The organism is Faecalibacterium sp. IP-3-29 (assembly GCF_023347335.1).
GTDB lineage: Bacteria > Bacillota > Clostridia > Oscillospirales > Ruminococcaceae > Faecalibacterium > Faecalibacterium duncaniae.
On sequence record NZ_CP094471.1, the window covers coordinates 438,635 to 459,809 of the forward strand.

General features: G+C 44.5%; 18 protein-coding genes. 9 read left to right on the forward strand and 9 right to left on the reverse strand.

Translation table 11 applies throughout. The annotated features are described in order from the left end of the window. Nucleotides 1–15: 15 nt before the first annotated feature. Entirely contained in the window at nt 16–1,665 is a 1,650-nt protein-coding gene (locus MTP40_RS02050; RefSeq protein WP_249259729.1) for an ABC transporter ATP-binding protein, read from the reverse strand. A 170-nt stretch (nt 1,666–1,835) separates the two neighbouring features. On the opposite strand from MTP40_RS02050, the gene MTP40_RS02055 reads away from it, so the two are divergent. After that, a complete protein-coding gene (locus tag MTP40_RS02055) occupies nt 1,836–2,747 on the forward strand; it encodes a helix-turn-helix domain-containing protein (RefSeq protein WP_154277393.1) in 912 nt (303 codons plus the stop codon). A gap of 10 nt (nt 2,748–2,757) precedes the next feature. After that, complete coding sequence (locus MTP40_RS02060; RefSeq protein ID WP_242700955.1) at nt 2,758–3,162, forward strand: hypothetical protein; 405 nt, start codon at nt 2,758–2,760, stop codon at nt 3,160–3,162. Nucleotides 3,163–3,576: 414 nt separating this feature from the next. On the opposite strand, the gene MTP40_RS02065 is transcribed toward MTP40_RS02060, so the two are convergent. The 8 genes from MTP40_RS02065 to MTP40_RS02100 form a co-directional block, all read right to left on the reverse strand. Further along, on the reverse strand, nt 3,577–5,106 hold the full coding sequence (locus MTP40_RS02065; RefSeq protein WP_207684970.1) for an oligosaccharide flippase family protein: 1,530 nt from the start codon (nt 5,104–5,106) through the stop codon (nt 3,577–3,579). A gap of 45 nt (nt 5,107–5,151) precedes the next feature. After that, nucleotides 5,152–6,174: a glycosyltransferase family 2 protein gene (locus tag MTP40_RS02070; protein WP_207684971.1), complete on the reverse strand. Its 1,023-nt coding sequence runs from the start codon at nt 6,172–6,174 to the stop codon at nt 5,152–5,154. Between the two features lie 15 nt (nt 6,175–6,189). Further along, complete coding sequence (locus tag MTP40_RS02075; RefSeq protein WP_117476391.1) at nt 6,190–7,281, reverse strand: EpsG family protein; 1,092 nt, start codon at nt 7,279–7,281, stop codon at nt 6,190–6,192. Between the two features lie 12 nt (nt 7,282–7,293). Continuing rightward, on the reverse strand, nt 7,294–8,193 hold the full coding sequence (locus MTP40_RS02080; protein ID WP_249259730.1) for a glycosyltransferase family 2 protein: 900 nt from the start codon (nt 8,191–8,193) through the stop codon (nt 7,294–7,296). Then, nucleotides 8,186–9,235: a glycosyltransferase gene (locus MTP40_RS02085; protein WP_249259731.1), complete on the reverse strand. Its 1,050-nt coding sequence runs from the start codon at nt 9,233–9,235 to the stop codon at nt 8,186–8,188. The genes MTP40_RS02080 and MTP40_RS02085 overlap by 8 nt, the downstream gene beginning before the upstream one ends. A gap of 7 nt (nt 9,236–9,242) precedes the next feature. Beyond that, complete coding sequence (locus tag MTP40_RS02090; RefSeq protein ID WP_249259732.1) at nt 9,243–10,370, reverse strand: glycosyltransferase; 1,128 nt, start codon at nt 10,368–10,370, stop codon at nt 9,243–9,245. After that, nucleotides 10,367–11,725, reverse strand: coding sequence for a sugar transferase (locus MTP40_RS02095; RefSeq protein WP_207684975.1), 1,359 nt, complete (start codon nt 11,723–11,725; stop codon nt 10,367–10,369). The genes MTP40_RS02090 and MTP40_RS02095 overlap by 4 nt, the downstream gene beginning before the upstream one ends. Nucleotides 11,726–11,918: 193 nt before the next feature. Further along, on the reverse strand, nt 11,919–13,067 hold the full coding sequence (locus MTP40_RS02100) for a tyrosine-type recombinase/integrase (RefSeq protein ID WP_207684976.1): 1,149 nt from the start codon (nt 13,065–13,067) through the stop codon (nt 11,919–11,921). Between the two features lie 385 nt (nt 13,068–13,452). On the opposite strand from MTP40_RS02100, the gene MTP40_RS02105 reads away from it, so the two are divergent. The 7 genes from MTP40_RS02105 to MTP40_RS02135 all read left to right on the forward strand — a co-directional run bounded on the left by MTP40_RS02105 (nt 13,453) and on the right by MTP40_RS02135 (nt 21,173). Then, complete coding sequence (locus MTP40_RS02105) at nt 13,453–14,811, forward strand: sugar transferase (protein ID WP_207684977.1); 1,359 nt, start codon at nt 13,453–13,455, stop codon at nt 14,809–14,811. Further along, entirely contained in the window at nt 14,811–15,590 is a 780-nt protein-coding gene (locus tag MTP40_RS02110) for a glycosyltransferase family 2 protein (RefSeq protein WP_207684978.1), read from the forward strand. Before MTP40_RS02105 ends, MTP40_RS02110 begins: the two co-directional genes overlap by 1 nt. Nucleotides 15,591–15,597: 7 nt before the next feature. Beyond that, entirely contained in the window at nt 15,598–16,464 is an 867-nt protein-coding gene (locus MTP40_RS02115; protein ID WP_249259733.1) for a beta-1,6-N-acetylglucosaminyltransferase, read from the forward strand. A 9-nt stretch (nt 16,465–16,473) separates the two neighbouring features. Then, the gene (locus MTP40_RS02120; protein WP_117476384.1) at nt 16,474–17,574 is read left to right on the forward strand and encodes a glycosyltransferase family 1 protein; all 1,101 of its coding nucleotides are present in this window, start codon (nt 16,474–16,476) and stop codon (nt 17,572–17,574) included. A gap of 14 nt (nt 17,575–17,588) precedes the next feature. Further along, complete coding sequence (locus MTP40_RS02125; protein ID WP_179860357.1) at nt 17,589–18,713, forward strand: EpsG family protein; 1,125 nt, start codon at nt 17,589–17,591, stop codon at nt 18,711–18,713. 217 nt (nt 18,714–18,930) lie between these two features. Then, complete coding sequence (locus tag MTP40_RS02130; RefSeq protein WP_249259734.1) at nt 18,931–20,328, forward strand: lipopolysaccharide biosynthesis protein; 1,398 nt, start codon at nt 18,931–18,933, stop codon at nt 20,326–20,328. Between the two features lie 44 nt (nt 20,329–20,372). Then, on the forward strand, nt 20,373–21,173 hold the full coding sequence (locus tag MTP40_RS02135; protein WP_156074597.1) for a LicD family protein: 801 nt from the start codon (nt 20,373–20,375) through the stop codon (nt 21,171–21,173). Nucleotides 21,174–21,175 lie beyond the last annotated feature (2 nt).

A 21,175-nucleotide genomic window follows, 5' to 3' on the forward strand; every position in this document is an offset into this window, starting at 1 on the left:
GAAATTACAGGGCGATCATTGTGTTACAGGTGCCAGCTCATACACACGGTCGAACTGCGCACGGCGCGCTGCCGACAGGTGGTGGCTGATGAGGATCAGTGTCAGGTCGGGATTGGTAAGCAGGCTCTTTTCCACAAGGTCGGCGTTTTTCTGATCCAGCGCACTAGTGCCCTCGTCTACCAGCAGGATGGAGCGATTGTGAATCAGGGCACGGGCAATGGCGACACGCTGCTTCTGACCGCCGGAAAGATTACTGCCATTCTCACCTACAACGGTGTCAAGGCCATCGGGCATGGCGGCCAAATCTGCGGCAAGGGCACTGCCCTGAATGGCCGCATGCAGCTGCTCTTCCGAGAAATCTTCACCCAGTGTGATGTTCTCCCGAATCGTAGTATTGAACAGGAACACATTCTGCTCAATGTAACTCATCTGTTGCTGGAGCTGAGCGGGTGTAATGGTGTGAATGTCCACATCGTCAAACGAAATCGTACCGGTGTAGTCCGGCAGCCAGCCCAAAAGCAGCTTGAGCAGAGTGGATTTTCCACAGCCGGAGGGTCCTGTCAGGGCATACTTTTTGCCCTTTTCAAAGTGGAAGGAGGCATCTTTCAGGATGGGCTTTTTCTCATCATAGCAGAAAGAAACTCTATCTACCGTAATGGAGTCTTTCAGCGGTGACATAGGAGCAATCTCTTCCGATTTGGAATCAGTATCGACCGTTGGCAGCTTGCAAAAGTAGGGCTTGCTGGCTGAGAGGGAGAGACGCAAACCGGCCAAACTGTTAAAGCCGTTTGCCACGCCTCCGATCAGATTGACACCACCTGCAAGTGTGCCTGTGGTGACAAGCCCCATGCTGGTCAGCACAGCAATCAGCACAAGCGAACCGAGCTGAAGTGCGACGTTGATAAAGCCAATCAACGCCTCCATGCGAGATTTGCCATAGCTCAGCTGGCAACTGGGCTTTTCGATGTCATCGCTGATCCTATTTCCCTGCTGGAGAAAGAGATTTCCTCTGCCAAAAAACTGGAGTACGTCAAAGCCTGTCAGAAGGTCTTTCAAATGGTTGATGGCGGCAGTCTGCTGTACACCGCAGCTTTGCCCCAGTAGTTCCAGCTTCTTCTGGAACAGTTTTGGGGAGAGCCAAAGGACAACTGCTGTGATCACGGAAAAAACAACCAACGACCAATGCAAAAAGGCAAGTCCCAAAATGCTGAACACGATCTGCGCAATTCTGCCTACACAGCCGAAGAAGGGGATCCACGCAAGCTGTTCTAATTGCTTCATATCATTGGTCAGCCGGGCGAGATATTCTCCGGTGTCGGACTGATGAAAATCGGTATGGCTCTTGCGCAGGAAGGAGTGATACAGCCCATCTCGCACCGTATTGTTCAAAGCGCGAATTGTTTTGGTCTGACAATGCTCCTGTAAAGCAGTAAAAAGAAAATAGCCTCCCCAGCAGGTCAGATCAACTGCCGTCCAAAAGATAGTACTCCGCAGATCCAGCAATACCACGGCATCAAAAATCTTCATCAAGGCAAGCTGAATCAGAGCCTGAGCACCATAGGCGATGATGGCAAACAAGCAGGTGAGGGTACTGAGCCTCCATTGCTTTTTCAGATAGTGTATCATTGTTTCCTCCATGCGTATGTCAAAGAGCTTAGAATGCATTTCATCTGCTGTTTCTGTATTTTATCACAAAAGATTTCAATTGACCATATCGTCTGGTGTAATAAAAAATTACATGGGACGACAGGTTTTCATAAGAGACGCTTGCACACATGTACAAAATCTAGTATATTACAATTATGGCAATACTAAAGTTTGGAGGGAATTGCTAAATGCAGAATTACAAATTGGGGGAGTATATCCGCCAGCGGCGTTTGGATCTCGGGTTGACACAGGAGCAGGTTTGTGCAGGCATTTGTGAATCTGTTACATTGTCCAGATTTGAAAACGGAAAACAGACCCCCAGCCGAAATCGAATCAATGCGATTCTGCAGCGCCTTGGTCTGCCGGATGACCGATATTATGCGCTGGTAACACCGGAAGAACTGGAAATAGAAGCACTCAAGAAGGAAATTGTTTCCTGTAATGCGCTAAAGTGCGTTGAGGAAGGCTTTGACAAAATAAGTCGGCTTGAGAAAATTGCAAAGCCGGATGATCAAATCACACAACAGTTTATTCTTCGATCGAAAGTCCTTTTGGGAGGATTGGATAAAAGATATTCAAATGACGAACGGATTCAAATGTTGTTGCAAGCCATTCGGATGACCATACCGGATTTTCAACTGGACAAAATTGAAGACTTTCTCTTTACATTGGATGAAATGAAACTGGTCAATCAAATTGGAAATGCGTATTCTTTGAGCGGTGACAATGAAAAAGCAGCCGATATTTTCTATCGACTGCTTCAATATATAAGAAAGCATCTTCCGGAAACGGTTACTTCAAACAGGATGCTTCCCTTGGTTTTGTATAATTTTGCCAGATCGTTGGATTTGTCGCAAAAGTATGAGGAAGGCGCAAAGGTGGCAAGATACGGAAAAGAAGCATGTATAAAATATGGACATTATCAGGTGCTTCACTCGTGTTTGGAAATCGAAGCTGAATGCGACTTCTTTCTTGGAAAAAAGGAGGAGAGTGTCGAACGCTATCGGGAAGCTTTTTACATTTGCAAAGTCATGGGATATGAAGATGATTTGCAGATTATCCGCACAGAAGCAGAAAAGTATCTGAACATCTTATTTTGAATATCATGTAATGTCGTTCTGCGGTGTGGCGGCATCTGCGGATGGAGTAGGACATTCCGGTTTAGTCCTGTATGTAAACGGTGAATATCGGGATGACTCTGACATTGGCAAGCTGATGCACGACTTCAACTGTACCAGCGCCGATGATATGAATTTTGAGATCCTTGCCGAGAAGACCCGGTATCTGAAGGAAAATCCGAAGGGAGTGAGCGAAATGTGTAAAGTGATGGAAGATCTGCGAGATGAAAGCTATGCAGAAGGCCGTGCAGAAGGTCATGCAGAGGGTCGGGAAGAACAGGCTCAGATGACGGCGAAGAACCTCTATGAGCAGGGTCTGACGATAGAGCAGATTGCAAGAGCGATTGACTTCAGCATGGAGACAGTGGAAAAGTGGCTCACGCAGAAAGCCGGATAAGAGAATAACCGGAATGGCCAGTGTATTGTACGATTTGCGTATGATATGCTGGCTTTTTGTTTGGCGGAAGTCAGAGGTAGTCAGAAGTGGGGTGGGGGTGGTTGAAAATCTGGAGCCGGGGGTCATTCCGGCTGAAGGGAAGAGTTATCTGTTCTCCCCAGTCCAGGACAAAATATGGTGGCTGTTCAGAGAAAACACGTTGCCACAAAGAAAAAAGGCACCCGACGTTTAAATCGGATGCCCCATTTTGGTTGTTATGCAAAGTTTTTCCAGACGAGATTTCCCCAAGGCTGCATCTGCTTGAGGCGCTCCGGGTGGGTCAAAATCGCTATATCCGGCAGATGTCCAAATCGAATGCCACCCGGCATTACAACCCCCAATGTTAAAAAGCATGTGGTTTCGTTAGGTGGGCACTTATTTTCGTTTTAGAGTGAGGGTCAAGCTTGTGACAATTTGAAGAAATTGTTCCTTTTCGGAACGGTCTGCCACGATTTTAAGCATGACGATGCCGTAGAGTGTGGTGTAAAGAATAACTTCCAACCCGAACGTCAGGAAGGAACCAGCGCTCTCAGATACCAGAAAATGCTTGAGCAGGAGCGCCCCAGTGGTCAGCAAAAGTGTGGCGATGATAATGGGCAGAGTCTCCTTCCAGAATTTCCGGATGTCGAGACCGGCTCGTTTTTGAAAGTACCAGTTCATGATCAGGCCGCTGGTCAGGAACATCGAAATGCTAGTGGAAAGTGCGGCACCTACAATTCCAATCAATTTTGTAAACAAGACAGTTGTTACAATATTCAGGACAGCGCTCAGGAAATAAATCTTTGCACGAAAGCCATACTGTCCCTTGATCTGTAGAATGCAAAGCCCGAGATTCTGCGCAAGATCGATGGAAAATGGAAGCATGACGATGATCGCAACCCAATAGGCTTCTTCGTAGCCTTCTCCGACCCACAGCAGCAGAAATTCACGTCCGAAAATGATGAAGCCGGATAAAACCAGAAGAATGATGTAGAAGGTGATCCGTCCTATCCGGATGAACAAATCCGATACTTTCTGCAGACCGTTTTCTTCTTGATACAAGGCGCTGACTCTGGGATAGAAAACACCTGAGACCTGTGTGCCAAACTGCATATACATCATGTAAATCTGAGCACCGACAGAATAAACTGCAACGACTGCGGTGTTGAACATTCGTCCCAGAATGATCTGATCTGTTTTCCAGAAAATCTGATCCGCAATGCTTCCGAGCAGGATGGCCGCAGAAAGGCCGAGGATGCTCTTCACGATCCGGGAATCTTTGGGCTGTTTTGTGATCTGGATTTTTAGTTTTCGGGTCACATAGCCATACCGAATTCCAATGGTCAGGAGGTTCAGAAGGACGATCACCACCGAGACTGTGATCGCATACGGGATCCGGCTGACGCACAAAATGACCAGAAGCGGTTGTATGATCTGCATCAGGATGGATAATATCCGCAAAAAGGTGTACTTCTCATGCCCGGTAAGCACAGTCAGATAAACCGAACCCTGCAAGGTGAAGGTCATATTTACGAACAGCAGGATCAGAATGGCAACGCTTTCGTTCAGTTCCGAGGTACTGAATGAACCGGCGTAGAAGCTCCGGAAGGCAAACACCACGGCGATTCCGACCAGATCCAGAATGAGAGCCAGAAAACGATAGATGTTTCTTGCCATCGACAGAGTCACAGCGGCTTCTTCATGGTCGCTGCGCCCCAATGCATTACAGTAGTTTCTTAGAATACCGGCCGACACACAGGATTCAAAAACGGTGACATAGGAAAAGAATGAGCCGACGATCTGATATAATCCGTACTCACTCTGTCCAAGAAAGTGAAGAAGAACCGGGACGTAGATCATGCTGACAACTACGCTTAGGAACACTTGTATGTAGGATAATGCTGCGCCTTTTTTTCGTTCGTTCATGATTTCGAAGAATCTTTCTGAAATATTTTTTCTAAAGAAAAGAAATCAACTCTTTTTGCCTAAGAAAAAATTCAATATGTATACGGTTGAACATAAAAAGGTTATATTCTTGTGTCGAATCAAGTAACAGATAACACGTTCTTTGATATCTTCTGGATTGCAAAAAAGTGCACCGGTTTGAATATTTTTATCCGATATGAGTTTTGTAAAGGCCTGCTTGATATCGGAATATTTTACTCTTTCTCCATATGCAGTATTTCGGATAGACCACCAAAGAGCTATATATGTTCCATGATATATTTGAGGATAGTCATCTAAAATACCTTTTTCCAGTAAAAGCGATACTTTTTTTGCATAAAGCCTTCGTTGGCTTTCAATGGTCATTTCCATCCCCACTGTACCTTTAGAAGATAGTGAGCCTGAATTAGATATTATATGATATAAATATAAGTGCTCATGTACAATAACGATCTTATCGCAGTGGCTGTAACATTCATAAATAAAAAGAGTATCCTCACCCAAAGAAAGATCTTCTGGAAAGAAAATATTGTTTTCAACTACAATTTTTTTAGGGATAAGTTTCGCCCAAGGACCTGCAAATGCGATCCTATAATTCATCGGGTATGGAATCATGCCAATTCCAATGGCTAGGCCATCTTTTGGCTCATAAATTTCTGTAGGCATTTTTATTCCATCGAGAATTTTACCGTCTCGCACTTCTTTGAACCCGGAAATAACAATACTACTAGGTGAAACTGCATTTTTTATTAATGTTTCAATGTGCGTATTTAAAATAGTATCGTCTGAATCAACAAAAAGAAGCCAATCCCCATGAGCCACATGTATTCCAAGATTTCTTGCAGATGATACACCACCATTTTCTTTTCTAATTAAAAGAATACGACTGTCTCTATCTGAATAAGTTTGAATGATTTCACTGGTTTTGTCTGTGGAACCATCATCTACAGTAATAACCTCAATATCAGAATATGTTTGATTTAAAATACTCTCAAGGCAGGAGCCAATTGTTTTTTCGCTATTGTAGCATGGAATGATGACTGAGACCATATTTTCCTCCAGTAGTTAATTCCAGTTAAATTGGTATATTTTCAGGAATGTTGCATTTACATTTGCAAATCGCACAAAAACCATGAAGAAGAAAGCAAAACATAATATCGCAGCAAGCTTCCGACTTTTTGATTCAAAAAGTTCTGGGAACTTGGCAATGGAATAGTGATTTGCAATCACAAAATATTCCGTCATCCGTACTGCCAGTGCCTGCGGAATAGAACCAATTAAAAAGCAGAAAGCACTGATATAAAGATATTTTCTTCCCTCCGGAGAAGCGTTCTTCCGGTATTCCAGGTACAGCAGAACCAGAAAAAAACCTCTCAATGCAAAATTGACGATGTTGGAACGCTCACCGGAAGCGTTAAGATACATGCCGTACCGCGGATCAAGTGCAGCCATAAAAGCGAGCATAAATGAGATGATTTTTGTTCCGGCAAAGAATAAAATTGTTCCCAGAAGCAGTGCCCCGGAGACAACTTTTTTGATCGGGAACCGTTTTATGATTTTCAAGGCAAGAATAACAGCGATTGCAATATAGGCAGAAGTATGCAGTAAGGTGGCAAGATAGAGGAGCAGAATTTTTTTCAACCATGGGTGGCGTTTGAATGGATGTTCCAAAACATACCAGACCAGCAGGTCTGCAAGATTTTGCCGAAGCAGGACACAGAAAAACCACACCATCTGCTGCGACAGATAGGAAAACATGAACAGCGATTTTTCCTGCACAGTGAGTTCCATATCATGGAGAATCACAGCCAGAAGGAGGAAGCTCAGTGTCACATAAAAGACCTGAAATACGATGTAATCAACTGCAAAGGTTTTGATGAAGGAAGCAAGCAATGTGAAAAGCCAGCCGAAACCCCACTCAGCCTGAATGTCTCGTTGAAACACAAACGGATTGAACTCAAATTGTGATAATTTTGGAACCGCAGTATAAAACCACTGCTGATACACATAGGCATCACTTCCGCCAAGATTTACATTACGGAATGCCATCACAAACCACAATATGAAAATTGATGCCCCAAACAGAATTTTTGACTGTTTCGGCTTGCACCATGCGGAAAGAAACAATACCGCATCAATGACCAGAAAATAAACCACCGCACACCCTCATTATTTCAAATATTTTTTCTTCCAGTAAAAGTACAGCATCCAACCGGGGATTGCTGTTAAAGTCATCCCGACGGGTCTGCCGCTTGTTGATAGTGCTTTTGCAAACGAATAGCCGGCGCACCTTGCGTACACCCAATAGAGCAACATCTCTTTGACCCGGACTTTCAGGCAGACTTCATCGTTCAGGTAGCTGCGGCAGTCATCCATCATTCCAAGGGGGCTTTTCATTCGCAGTGCACGGCCGCTTTTTGTCAGTCCGCCTTCCAGATATTCGCAGATGTAAATGGTTTTATTGCGATACACCGTCTTGTAGTTCAGGGCCATCGTATTCCAAAGCCAGCTTTCCGCCATAAAGCGCTCGTTCGGATAAACTGGGAATGGATATTTCTTGAATAGGTCAGCTCGCACGATTTCACAATGATCGCCCCTGATGCCCTGATTTACCCGGTAATGAAGATGGTCAGCTACATAAAAATCTGCTGGGTTTGCAACACCTAAATGTGTGCCATCTTCCTTGCCTATGAAATAGCTCATGCCGCAAAGATCGGGTCGATTCCGATAACAGGGCCATTCCCGCTCGACTGTTTCAACTGCATCCGGTGTCAGGTAGTCGTCGCTGTCCAGAATGAGGACAACATCACCCTTGATATAAGGATGAGCTGCATTCAGAGCGGTATGCTTTCCGCCGTTTTCCTTTTTGTGGTATTCCCACTCAAACGGAAGATTCTGCTGCTTTAACGTTTCCATATACGCTTCGGTATCATCTGTGCTGCCATCATCGATGACAAGCCACTGGAAATCCGTTCTGGTCTGTCTGCAAAGGCTGTCGACAAGTTTGGGCAATGTATTGACACGATTATAGGTCGGGGTCAGCACCGTTACCATCAAACAATTAAGCATTTCTGCTTCCCTCCAGAGTTGATTCATAAATGGACTTTATGGCTACGGTATAGCGCTGCATATCCGTATATTGCATGCTCTTTCCAACCGCATTTGCGGAACAGCGGCAATAAGCATTTTCATCCTGCAGCAGTTTCAGGATAGCGCTGCAGTACTCGTCGATCGTTTTGCAAACCGCTCCACAGGTTTCGTCCACAATATCTGCCAGCCCGCCGACACCGCTGCACACAACAGGCTTGCCAAGGCACATGCCTTCCACGGCAGCCAGACCAAAGCCTTCCCATGCAGAGGGCATGACCATGACTTTGCCGGCATTCAGATAGGGGTAAGGGTTGCTTTGGAAACCTGCCAGTTCAACATTGCTTTTCAGTCCGTTTTGTCGGACATAGTCATTTACCTGGGGCATCAGCTCGCCGTCACCGATCATGCGTGCGGTGATCTGTGGCCGCTTCTCCCGGAGCCTCTGCACAATCTGGCAAAACAGGAGGGGGCACTTCGGATCGGTCATCCGCCCGAGAAAAACCAGATCGACCTGTGCACAATTGCACGTTTCCTGCGCCTTTTGCCGGACGTCGGCACAGTTTACCACATTGCCGACCACGGTGTTTTTTTGTTTTAGAAGCCCCCGGAAGATGTATTCCGCTTCAATGGAATTCGATACGCTGATTACATTTCGGATGCGGGGCAGTGACAGTGCCAGCGCAACAGACTGCGGACAGACCTTCTTCAGCCAGAGCGGGTTGTTATGAAAATGTGCCACCACCGGAGTTTTTCCGGCCGCCCATGCGGCACAGGTCGCCATACTGAAATCATGTGCATGGATCAGGTCGGGTTTCAAGTCCCGGATTGCCCTCCGGACGGCACCGACAGAGGTGTTTTCCAGCGGATAAAACTTCAGACCTCTGGCTTCCACAACTTTACGGATCGGGCCATCCGGAGAGGCATAGATCATCTCTGCTTCCGGGAAGAGCGACATAATCGTAAGCACTACATTCTCGGCACCAGAATATTTTGTGCTTTTCAATAAGTGAAGAACCCTCATTTTTCTTTCAGTCTCCCAGCAGTTCCGTATAGATCTTCTTCATCTGCTCACTGACGTTCCGTACATCGTACTGTTCCAATATCTTTTTGTTCCGGGTACACTCCTGCCTGACCTGAACGCCATCCACAACATCGCACATCAGCTGACATAATGCGGCCTCATCCGATGACTCAAACAGATAACGGCTGTCTGGCAGCAGGTCTACATTTCCACGGATGCGGCTTGCAATGCAGGGCAGGCCCGCCGCCATGGCTTCCATCAGGGAGACAGACAGCCCTTCCCGGAAGGACGGAAAAACGAAACAGTCGCAGGATCGCAAGATTTCGCTGACATCCGTTCGAAAGCCAAGAAAACGGACTCTGTCCGATACTCCAAGCTCTTCTGTCAGTTTCAAATGTTCCTGCTTCAGCTCTCCCTCTCCGCAAATGAGGTAGTAGCTGTTTGCCATATCCGTCTTTGCAAAAGCCCGAATCACAGTTCTATGATTTTTGTTTTCATTCAGCTCCCCAACGGACACAAACACAAACGCATCTTCCGGGATGCCCAGTTCTTTCCGCTTTGTGGCTCGGTCCACCTGCATGGAAGAGATCTTCTTCACATCCACGCCGATTCCGGGTACATAGTACGCCTTGCCACGCAGGGGGAATTTCTGTGCGGCAGCGTAATCCTCCTGATTGATGGTGATCTGGGCATCGGTATAGCGGGCCAAAAAAGTCTCAGCGGTCTGGTAGATCAGCCGGTTTTTCAACGGACAGCCTTTGTAGAAGTGGAAGCCATGGGCCGTATAGAGTACCGGTGCCGTGTGTGCGGCATTAGCAGCCAGACGCGCCAGTGCACCTGCCATCGGAGTATGACAGTGAACTCCGGCAAACATCTCGGTCTGCATCAGATGCTTTAGTTGTTTGTATGCTTTGATATTTGCTGAAATGTTGTAAGGAGAACGGACAAAATCCACCTGGTGCAGAATGACACCATGCTCACGGATTACCTGAACTGCATCCGCATACATATCTTCATGCTCAAAATTTGTTGCATAATGGACCTCATATCCCATGCCCTGCAGCAACTTCACATCGTTCAACTCAAACTGCACCAGAAACCGGCTATAATGGGCTACAATTAAAACTTTTTTCATTTGTTTGTATCCCCCATCGCCGTAGTCTGACCCTCTGCCACACCTTCCGTGCTTTCCGGCATAAACAAGATCTTCACGGTCGCCAGCATAATTTTTAGATCCTCAATCAAGCTGGGATGGGCGATGTACATCAGATCCATCTGCAGTTTATCGTAAGGAGTCGTATTGTACTTGCCGTACACCTGCGCGTAACCGGTCAAGCCAGCCTTGGCCTGAAGCCGCAGTGCAAACTCCGGCATCTCTTCACAGTACTGGGCAGCAATCTCAGGCCGTTCCGGGCGGGGGCCGACGATGGACAAGTCACCCTTTAGGATATTCAGAAGCTGGGGAAGTTCATCCAAACGGCAGGCACGAATAATATGGCCGACCTTCGTGATACGGTCGTCCTTATCGCCGGTGGAAAGGCGGGCCACGCCGTCTTTTTCTGCATCCACCCGCATGGAACGGAACTTGAGGATCTCGAACTGCTTGCCGTCTTCGGTCAGGCGCACCTGCTTGTAAAATGCAGGACCACCATCAGATTTGACTGCAATAGCCGTAATCAGAAACACCGGACTCAGGATAACCAGTGCCACCAGCGAGATCACAATATCCATGGCACGCTTGACAAACAAGAACTCCGGGCTTGCCATGTAGCGGCCCACACGCAGCATAGGCAGATGGAACATATGCATCGGCTGGGCACCGCTCATAATCACATCGCCCACACGAGGGATCACGAACACATTGATACCCTGTCCCACACAGTATTTCAGGATGATATTGCGCTCATGGCTGTGGACACCGCTGATGAACACGCTCTGCATTCCATCCAGCAGGCTCAGGTCGTTCAGGCATTCCTCAACGTTCAAGGTCATCTTGACATCGTATTTTTTTGAAAGACCGTACTCATTGATGAGCTTTTCCAATCCATGACGAACATCATAAACGACTGCAGTCGGCTGGGCCTGGAATGTATTAAAGTACCATCCATGCGCCAACTTCGCCCAGATTGAGGCCATCAGGATCTGTCCGGCAATCGCTGCGATGCCCGGCAGAAGATTGCAGAGCCGCCGGGCCATCAGGCAGATGACAATGTACAGAATGCCATCGGTTGCCATGGCTGCCAGTACCTGTCCGTAAATCAGCTCTGAGATGCGCTGCAAAGACATCCAGAACGCATCGTAGACTTTACCTAACAGAAAGAACAACACCGCAAACAGACCGATCATGGCCCAGTTGCCCTTCCAACCAAACTTTGCATAGACCTGATACGAATAATACAGCTCCCAACAAAGTGCAAACGGAATTGTGATCATTACCAAATCGATGATTTTTACGATCTTCAACATCACATCATGCTGAAATTTTGACATAATACCCCAATAACTCCTTCAATTGTTTTCTTTGGTTCTCACTCAGCCATCCTGGTGCTGCCATGAGTCGAGCTTTTTCCACTGCATTTCAACAGCATCCAACAAAGCCTCATGCTCCTCTTGCCGCAATCAAGGAGTATCTTCCATTTGAATCGTTGAGGGCATAGTCTGATTTTTTCTGCGACATCGTGATTTATTTCAACCTGTAACTCCTGTCCGACCCTTTATAAAGCCTGCGTGTAATGCGCTCCAGCTCCTGTCTCTTACGGCCTAAGTCAGAGTGAACATATCGCTGTAGCGTGATCGTTGCATTGGAATGGCCTAACAGTTCGCTCAAGGTTTTGATATCACATCCAGCCTGCAGGCAGGTCGTAGCGAACGTATGACGCAGAACATGTGGGTGAATTTTTCGGATCCTGGCCTGATTCAGGTAACATTGGATGCTCTTGCGGTAACAGCGTGGTTCTACAGGCCGTTCCTCGTTCCCGGAGAGAAACCATGTGGTATCGCTGTATTTTCTGTGCAACTTGCGTAGAGTTCTCAGCAACGGCTTCGGAAGCGGAAGTTCACGGTTAGAATGCTGTGTTTTGGGGGTCTGGATCACAACTTTTGTATGACCATTCCCACAACAGATTCGACAGACAGTGCGCCGGATTATTACTGTGCCTTCATCAAAATCAAAATCCCCCCACTGCAGGCCGCAGACCTCCCCGATTCGCAATCCAAGTTCCATTTGCAGAAGCATCCCGATTTTACGGGTGGTTGGTTCTGACAAAAGAAATTCCCGGAGAGAATCCTGTTCTGTCCGGGTCAAGGGTTGTGGTTCTGGTTTCTGTGTGTGTGGCAGTTTGACGCATATCTCGATGGGCGGCATGAGGTGCAGATGTGCAGCATACTTGCAGATTCGCCGCAGCATCCCAAGACATTCCTGTGCCGAGGATGCGCCAAGTGGCTTGTGGCTCCGGTCTGTGGGCGATAGAATTTGAAGAAAAAGACGTTCCAGCAAAGAATCCGTCATACTTGAGACCGGCAGACTGCCTAAAACAGGAAGAAAATATTTGTGCAGAGTGTACTGATAATGAACATATGTGGATTCTTTGACACTCTGCCTGATAGCCGTAAGCCAAAGCGCTGCCAGTTCTGAAAAATGCATCGACTTCCCGGAGAGCTGATAGAATCCGGACAGAGCTTTCTGCTTGATCAGTTCTTCCCGGACTTCGCTGTACGCATATCCATACAGGTACCCCCATACGGGTTTTCCTTCGGCGGTGCGCCCTTTGATATAACGCCCCTCCCAGCGGCCGTCCTTTCGCTTATGGATATTTTCTCCTCGTTTTGCCATCTGAATGCCTCCCTTTACTTGACCCTTGTTTGACTCCTTGTGAGCAAAGAAACGCTTCCGCAATTTCCATAAATTGCATTTCTTGTCTAAAATCGGATGAAATCGCATTAGAATGTTGTTTTTTCTCCGTCAATTTGGAATGATACAAGGTATTTCTATTGAAGTGCTGGTAAATTCATGATAAAATAAGGCGAGAATTGGTACAAGGCGAAAAATAAGAGGTATCTTCCATGATTCAAATGGAGGATACTCCTTGATTGCGATAGGAGGAGTATGAGGCTTTGTTGGATGCTGTTGAAATGCAGTGGAAAAAGCTTGACCCACGGCAGCATCAGGAAGGCTGATGAGAACCAAAGAAAACAATTGAAGGAGTTATTGGGGTACTATGTCAAAATTTCAGCACGATGTAATGCTAAAGTTCGTGAAAGTGATTGATCTGATTATGATCACGATTCCGTTTGCACTTTGTTGGGAGCTGTATTATTCGTATCAGGTCTATGCAAAGTTTGGTTGGAAGGGCAACTGGGCTATGATCGGTCTGTTTGCGGTGTTGTTCTTCCTGCTGGGAAAAGTCTACGATGCGTTCTGGATGTCTTTGCAGCGTATTTCGGAGTTGATTTATGGGCAAGTGCTGGCGGCAATGGCGACAGACGGCATCCTGTATATCGTGATCTGCCTGATGTCTCGACGGCTCTGCAATATTCTGCCGGGCATCGCGGCGATTGCAGGACAGGTCGTGATGGCAACCCTGTGGGCAAGATGCGCCCATACCTGGTATTTCCGGACTTTTCCGCCTCAACCCACCGCAGTGGTCTACGATGTCCGGCATGGACTGGAAAAGCTCATCAATGAATACGGCCTCTCGAAAAAGTACGATGTCAAGATGACATTGAACGTTGAAGAGTGCCTGAATGATCTGAGCCTGCTGGATGGAATGCAGAGCGTGTTCATCAGCGGTGTTCACAGCCATGAGCGCAATATCATCCTGAAATACTGTGTGGGACAGGGCATCAATGTGTTTGTGATCCCTCGTGTGGGCGATGTGATCATGAGCGGTTCACAGCCGATGCACATGTTCCATCTGCCGGTTCTGCGGGTGGGGCGCTATATGGCAAGCCCGGAGTATCTGTTTGTGAAACGGGCAATGGATATTGTGATCTCCCTGATTGCACTGATCGTTCTTAGCCCGCTCCTCCTGATTACAGCCATTGCGGTGAAATCCGATGGTGGCCCCGCGTTCTATAAGCAGGTTCGTCTGACCAAAGATGGTAAGCAGTTTGAGATTCTGAAGTTCCGCTCGATGCGTGTGGATGCCGAAAAAGATGGTGTGGCGCGTCTTTCCACCGGTGATAAAGATGACCGTATTACCAAGGTGGGCCATATTATCCGTGCCTGCCGTTTGGATGAACTTCCTCAGTTGCTGAATATCCTAAAGGGTGACTTGTCCATCGTCGGCCCCCGCCCGGAGCGTCCGGAGATCGCAGCCCAGTACTGTGAGGAGATGCCAGAGTTTGCGCTCCGCCTGCAGGCCAAGGCCGGCTTGACCGGTTACGCGCAGGTGTACGGCAAATACAACACCACCCCCTACGATAAGCTGCAGATGGATCTGATGTATATTGCGCATCCCAGCATTGTGGAAGATCTGAAGATTATGCTGGCTACCATCAAGATCCTGTTTATGCCGGAGAGCACGGAAGGCGTGGCAGAGGGGCAGACTACGGCGATGGGACAGGAGACGAAGTGATGCAGGTGGATTTTGGGCTGATAAGTATTATTATGGCGGCCTACAATGCCGAAAAAACGATTGAACAGGCAATAAATTCTGTGTTGAACCAGACCTATCCCAACTTTGAGCTGCTTGTTGTTAATGACTGCTCGACAGATAAAACTGCAGCACTGGTTGAAGCGGTTGCGAAAAAAGACAATCGGGTTCGATTGATTTCAAATAAAAAGAACAGCGGCGTTTCTTACACCCGGAAACATGGATTGGAAGAAACCAGAGGTGAGTGGATTGCTATTTTGGACAGTGATGATGCATGGAAACCGGAAAAGCTTGAAAAGCAGATTGCTCTTCAAGAAAAAACGAATGCTGATCTGCTGTTCACAGGTTCCGCTTTTATGGATGCAGATGGCAAGCCAATCGACTGGTATCTAGCTGCTCCTGCAGAAGTTACCTACCGGCAGCTGTTGAAACAGAATGTGTTGTCCAATTCCTCTGCGCTTGTCCGTAAAGAGCTATATACAAAGTACTATGCGGTAGGCGATGGAATGCATGAAGACTTTGCAATTTGGCTCAGCATCCTGAAGGATGGACGAAAGGCCTATGGCGTAGATGAGCCGCTACTCATTTATAGAATTGCAAAGTCATCGAAGTCGGGCAACAAGTTCAAGGCTGCAAAGATGAATTGGAATACATATCGGTATATCGGATTGAACCCGATAGAGGCCGCTTATTATGAGTGCTGGTATATGGTGAATGGATTCCTTAAATATAGAAACATCAGGGATTCAAAAAAGAAATGAGGATATAATGAAAATTGCAATCTTGATTCAATGTCATAAAAATCCAAAACAAATCAATTTATTGCTTGAACGTTTAAATCATCCGGATATTGATTGCTATCTTCATATTGATAAAAAGGCTGACTTTACAGATAAAATTATTCATAGGGAAAATGTGTTTGTGCTTCCGGATGAACAGCGTGTTTCGGTGGAATGGGCACAGATTTCGCAGGTTACGGCAACGCTAAATCTTTTGAATACAGCTGTTGCTGGTATAAGGGGGGGCTATGATTACTATTGGTTGATTAGTGGACAAGATTGGCCGCTTCGTTCAGCAGATAAAATTGTAAAGTTTTTTGAAGAACACAATGGCACGAATTTTGTTCAGTATTGGAATAGTAAAAACCATGGAAGTCATCAACAAAACAATTTGGATAAACGGAATCAAATCTATTTTCCAATTAAACTTATTGGCAGAAAACCGTGGCAAAAGATCATCAAGAGGGGGTGGGTTGAATTCACCGGAGGATACAATCAGACGTGGAAAATTTTCGAGAGAAAACAGCTAGGGATAGAATTCTATTTTGGAAGTTCATGGTGGGCATTAAAGAGAGAAACAATTGATTGGATTATGCAGTACATTACTACTCATCCGGAGTATTACAAATTCTATGAGAATGCAACCTGTCCGGATGAATCATTCTTTCAAACATTGGTGATGATATCGCCTTATGCAGATGAAAATACGGATTATTTGACATATTTACATTTTCAAAAAGGTGCGAACAGTCCGGATATTTTAACAGAAGATAATTTGCAGAGAGCGAGAGAAAGCAAATATCTGATTATGAGAAAAGTTGACATGAATGTGGATGACTCGTTCTTACAGATATAAGAGAATTGTATGAAAAAAATAAAAGTGTTAATGCTTGTTCCTAATCTTTTTGTTGCAAACGGTGTGGCAAGCTTTGTGATGAATTACCTGCGTAATCTCAATCATGATGAGGTGCAGGTGGATATTGCATCTTACAAAGAGGGCGACTCTGTTTATTATGCTGAGGTAGAGGCTGCAGGTGGAAAAATGTTTTTTCTGCCGGGCATAAAAAACCTTCCTGAGCATGTTAAAGTCTGTAATAAAATTTTGTCAGAGGGTCAGTATGATATTGTCCATGATAATACCTTGCATATTTCTATTCCAATGATGTGGTGCGCAAAAAAGGCAGGTGTTCCGGTACGGATTTTGCACAGCCATAATTCAAAAATGGGAGAGACACCTGCTAAAGCGTTCCGAAATCGGTTTTTTCTTCCAGTGCTGCGTTCGCTGGCGACAAATTATGCGGCATGTTCACAGCTGGCAGGCCGTGCAATGTTCGAAGATCAAGGGTTTACGGTGATTCCGAATGTGATTCAAACAGAAAAATACCGCTTTGATCCAACGATGCGTAAATCTGTGCGGCAAAAGATGAATGCTACAGACAAGTTTGTAGTAGGAACGGTAGGACGATTGGCAGAGCAAAAAAATCCATTTTTTGCAATTGACGTTTTTAAATGCTTATTAAAAAATGTTCCGAGTGTAGAATACTGGTGGGTTGGAAATGGGCCACTTGAGGAACGGGTGAAAACTTATATAGAAGAGAAAAAGCTTACAAAATATATAAAGCTTCTGGGAAGCCGGAACGATACGGTGGAATTGTATCAGGGCATGGATGCATTTTTTCTACCCAGCTTTTTTGAAGGACTTCCAGTAACAGGCGTTGAAGCACAGGCGATGGGATTGTCGATGATAGTATCTGATACAGTTACGCGTGAGATGGTATATACAGATCTTGTTGATTATGTGAGTTTGAACGATACGCCGGAGGCTTGGGCAAGTCGGCTTGAAATAGCGTTACGAAAAAATGTAAAGAGGGAGCAATATGCCGATCGCCTAAAATTAAGCAACTTCTCTAATATAGGGTGCGGAAATCGGTTAGAACAAGTCTATTGTTGGTGGATAAATGGTTAATTATGGAGGAAAGTGTGCTTGCAACAGTAGAATTTCTCGGCTTAGTGGGCTATGAAGTTTTGATAGCTTATGCTATGAAAGCATTTTGGCCAATGAATCAGAAAAAGAAGATAATTTACCTCTTTTGGGCGTTGCTTCCGTTGGCGTTAATGACAATGTTTCATAGCGAAAGCATTGGTAATGATACGCAGGCATATACAGAGTTATTTGATGCTGTATGTAATATGACATTGAAGCAAGCTCTGTCGAATGGCCGCTTCGAGAAGGGATATATGCTATTTACATATGTCCTGACAAGGTTGTTTTCAAGTCGACAATGTGTTCTAATTGCAGAAGGAGCTATTGTATATCTGTCTCTCGCTCGGTGGCTAAATAAGTGGTGTAAAGCACCGGGATTATTTGTCTGTCTAATCGTTGAGATGCTGGAAATTGATGGCTGGATGAGCATACAGCGGCAGGCACTTGCGATGGCAATATTGTTCTTTGCATATGATGTGCTGATTGAAAAGAAATTGCTTCGCTTTGTTGTTCTTGTGATTCTGGCAGCGCAATTCCATGCTGTAGCATATGTTTTTTTGTTGACATGGCCGATGCTTTGGTGGTTTGAAGAGCATCGAGTGAACTCGTTGAAAAAGAAGTGGAAGTTTGAAAGACTGATGGCAGTTTGTGCTGTTGGAATTGTTCTGCTGATGTGGCCGATGATAAACTTTCTATTGAGGATATTTCCTAAATACCAATATTACGTGGCAGGTGCGTATATGGACGGACAGGCACGACTGGCAATTGTTCTGAAAATTATTGTCTACGCACTGATGTTGATGGTTCCACGATGGATCAAAAATCAAAAATGGGAAGCAGGGCAGAGCGTAGTTGAGTTGTCGCTATATCGCATGGCACTTGTAAATATTGTAATTTTGATTGCGGCGAATCAGGCAACAATTTTAACGCGATTTTCAGGGATATTTTCTGTTTATGCTGTGGCGGAATTTTCGGAACAAGCTTCAAAGCTGAAACGTGGAAAAAATAGAAAGATCGTAACAGTTGCAGCATTGATTCTGTTTGCGCTGTATGGAGTCATTATCACAATCTATCGGACTCCAGAATGGCAGACAACATATCCGTTTGAGTGGTGTTTCTGATAAAATGTGGAGGAAGTTACGTATTGTCGAGACTCCTCTTTAGATATAACTCAACAACGATTTTGGCGGTATCGGCACTTTTATTTTGATATTAAGATTCGTTGAGACTTAGAGCTTTTCCAATTGCAAAAGAATGTTGAAATTCAGGAAAAATGAAGTTTTCTGCATCTTAGCCTGAGATTGAGCAGAGAGAAAAGAATGCGGAGGAATATGTAATTTGAAAAAAAAGTATTTGAGCCTGATGAAAGATACTTTGATCTTTTCACTCGGAAGCTTTGGATCAAAGATAATTCTTTTCTTTATGGTTCCTCTGTATACGAACTATTTAACAACAGAGGAATATGGAACAGCAGATTTAGTATTTACTGTAGCACAATTTCTTACACCAATCATGTCGGTAGTAATCCATGATGCAATTATTCGATATGGCCTGTCAAAGGACTTTAAAAGAGAGGATGTCCTTCGGGTGGGCTACTATATTATTGGAGTAGACATCCTGGTTGCTATTGCACTAGGTCCAGTTGTAGGCCTATACAAGCCCTTGACACAATGGAAATGGTATTTGAGCGTATATGCTGTGATTAGTATTGTCGACTCGATTCAATTTAACTACTTGAAGGCTTGTGGAAAAAATAGACTTTATGCGGTGTTAAGTGTCTTAAAGACTGCTTGTATGGCATCTTTGAATGTACTTCTTTTAGCAATTAAACATATTGGAGTACGAGGATACCTGTTAGCGAATATTTTGGCACTGTGTCTCACTGATTTGCTTGTGTTTATATTTGGAAAGTACGCAAGTGAGCTCAAAAGATCTGAGCATGATTCTAAGCTCTTAAAGGAGATGCTTTGGTATTCTACACCACTTATTTTAAATAACATCTCGTGGTGGGTAATACAGTCTTCTGATAAGGTTATGATCGAGTATATATTGGGGCCAGCGATGCTTGGATTATATACTGTCGCTGCAAAAATACCCGCTCTAATTAATGTTGTTATATCGATTTTTTCGCAAGCATGGGGGATATCTTCTATCACGGAATATGAAGATTCAAATGATAGTACATTTTACAGTACAGTACAAAGAATGTATTTGTTCGTTGTATGTGCTGCGTGTATTATCTATATCTCAATTATAAAGGTTTTTATGTCCTTTTATGTTGGGGTGGATTTTCGAGATGCTTGGAGATATGTCCCATTGCTTCTCGTTAGCGCAGTATTTAGTTCTATTTCATCTTTTTATGGTTCTTTATATGGGGCACTCAAAAAAACCGTTAATAACATGCTATCAACGGTATTTTCAGCAGTTGTTAATATTATAATTAATTTTATGCTGATTCCAGTAGTTGGAATATGGGGTGCTGTTATAGGAACAGTAGTAGCATATTTTTTTATTGCAATATATAGGATATTTGACGTGAGACGGTATCTGCATATTGAAATTGATTGGACTAATTATATCATCAATTGCTTTATAGTATTTATACAAGCTATATTGGTTTCGATGAATCTATATGTGTATGCTGTTTCCTTTATAGCATCGATTGCTTTTTTAATTAATAATTTCAAGTACTTTAAGAAAATTAAATTCAAAAACAGCGGATCATCCGCAAATTAACTTGTAAAGTAAATTTATTAGAGATAATACAAGGAGATTTAAACGTGAGAAAATTGACAGTTGAAGAATATAAAGCATGCGTGCTAAATGTTCTTGAAAAAATCGATTATGTTTGTCGTGAAAACGGATATACATATATGATCTGCTATGGTACACTTCTTGGCGCAGTGCGTCACAAGGGTTTTATTCCTTGGGACGATGACATCGATATTGTGATGCCAAGAGAGGATTATTATAAATTAGGAAGTTACATTATTGAGCATCCAGAGTTAGAGCTGAATTATATTGATATCAGTAATCGAAATGATACATTTTACTACTGCGCAAAAGTATGTGATTCGAAAACAATTGTAAAAGAAGGAAGATACAGGGGGTTAAAGGGTTATGGCGCTTTTGTGGATATATTTCCACTTGATTATCTTCCAGAAGAAAAGAAAGAAAGGGAAAGATACTGTCGTGAAGAATTGTTCTGGGAAAGGATTGTTCAGCATTCGGCCGAATTGACGCCCGGAAAAAGTGAAAACTACAAACAAGAGATATTGAAGAAATTGGCTTTTGTATTCTCAAGGCTGTTTAGTTCAGAGCGGATTCTTCGTAAAATGCATCAGAGGTATATCGAATTCGACAAGATTAAAACAGCTTATATTGGAATTCCATGGGATTCGCATTTTTTTAAAACCGAATGGTTTGAACATATAATAGAACTTGAGTTTGAAGGAAAACTGTTTTTTGCACCGAAAGACTACGATAAAGTTCTTAAATCCTCATATGGTGATTATATGAAGTTGCCGCCCGAAAAAGATAGGCGGTACTCACACCATTTGGAGGGGTACCGAATTGATTGATG

Coding starts and splice junctions, on each gene's coding strand:
- MTP40_RS02095 (WP_207684975.1), bottom strand. CDS start 11,725: ATGTCAAAATTTCAGCATGATGTGATGTTGAAGATCGTAAAAATCATC.
- MTP40_RS02065 (WP_207684970.1), bottom strand. CDS start 5,106: ATGAACGAACGAAAAAAAGGCGCAGCATTATCCTACATACAAGTGTTC.
- MTP40_RS02080 (WP_249259730.1), bottom strand. CDS start 8,193: ATGCTTAATTGTTTGATGGTAACGGTGCTGACCCCGACCTATAATCGT.
- MTP40_RS02085 (WP_249259731.1), bottom strand. CDS start 9,235: ATGAGGGTTCTTCACTTATTGAAAAGCACAAAATATTCTGGTGCCGAG.
- MTP40_RS02050 (WP_249259729.1), bottom strand. CDS start 1,665: ATGCATTCTAAGCTCTTTGACATACGCATGGAGGAAACAATGATACAC.
- MTP40_RS02100 (WP_207684976.1), bottom strand. CDS start 13,067: ATGGCAAAACGAGGAGAAAATATCCATAAGCGAAAGGACGGCCGCTGG.
- MTP40_RS02060 (WP_242700955.1), top strand. CDS start 2,758: ATGTCGTTCTGCGGTGTGGCGGCATCTGCGGATGGAGTAGGACATTCC.
- MTP40_RS02070 (WP_207684971.1), bottom strand. CDS start 6,174: ATGGTCTCAGTCATCATTCCATGCTACAATAGCGAAAAAACAATTGGC.
- MTP40_RS02115 (WP_249259733.1), top strand. CDS start 15,598: ATGAAAATTGCAATCTTGATTCAATGTCATAAAAATCCAAAACAAATC.
- MTP40_RS02055 (WP_154277393.1), top strand. CDS start 1,836: ATGCAGAATTACAAATTGGGGGAGTATATCCGCCAGCGGCGTTTGGAT.
- MTP40_RS02090 (WP_249259732.1), bottom strand. CDS start 10,370: ATGAAAAAAGTTTTAATTGTAGCCCATTATAGCCGGTTTCTGGTGCAG.
- MTP40_RS02120 (WP_117476384.1), top strand. CDS start 16,474: ATGAAAAAAATAAAAGTGTTAATGCTTGTTCCTAATCTTTTTGTTGCA.
- MTP40_RS02110 (WP_207684978.1), top strand. CDS start 14,811: ATGCAGGTGGATTTTGGGCTGATAAGTATTATTATGGCGGCCTACAAT.
- MTP40_RS02105 (WP_207684977.1), top strand. CDS start 13,453: ATGTCAAAATTTCAGCACGATGTAATGCTAAAGTTCGTGAAAGTGATT.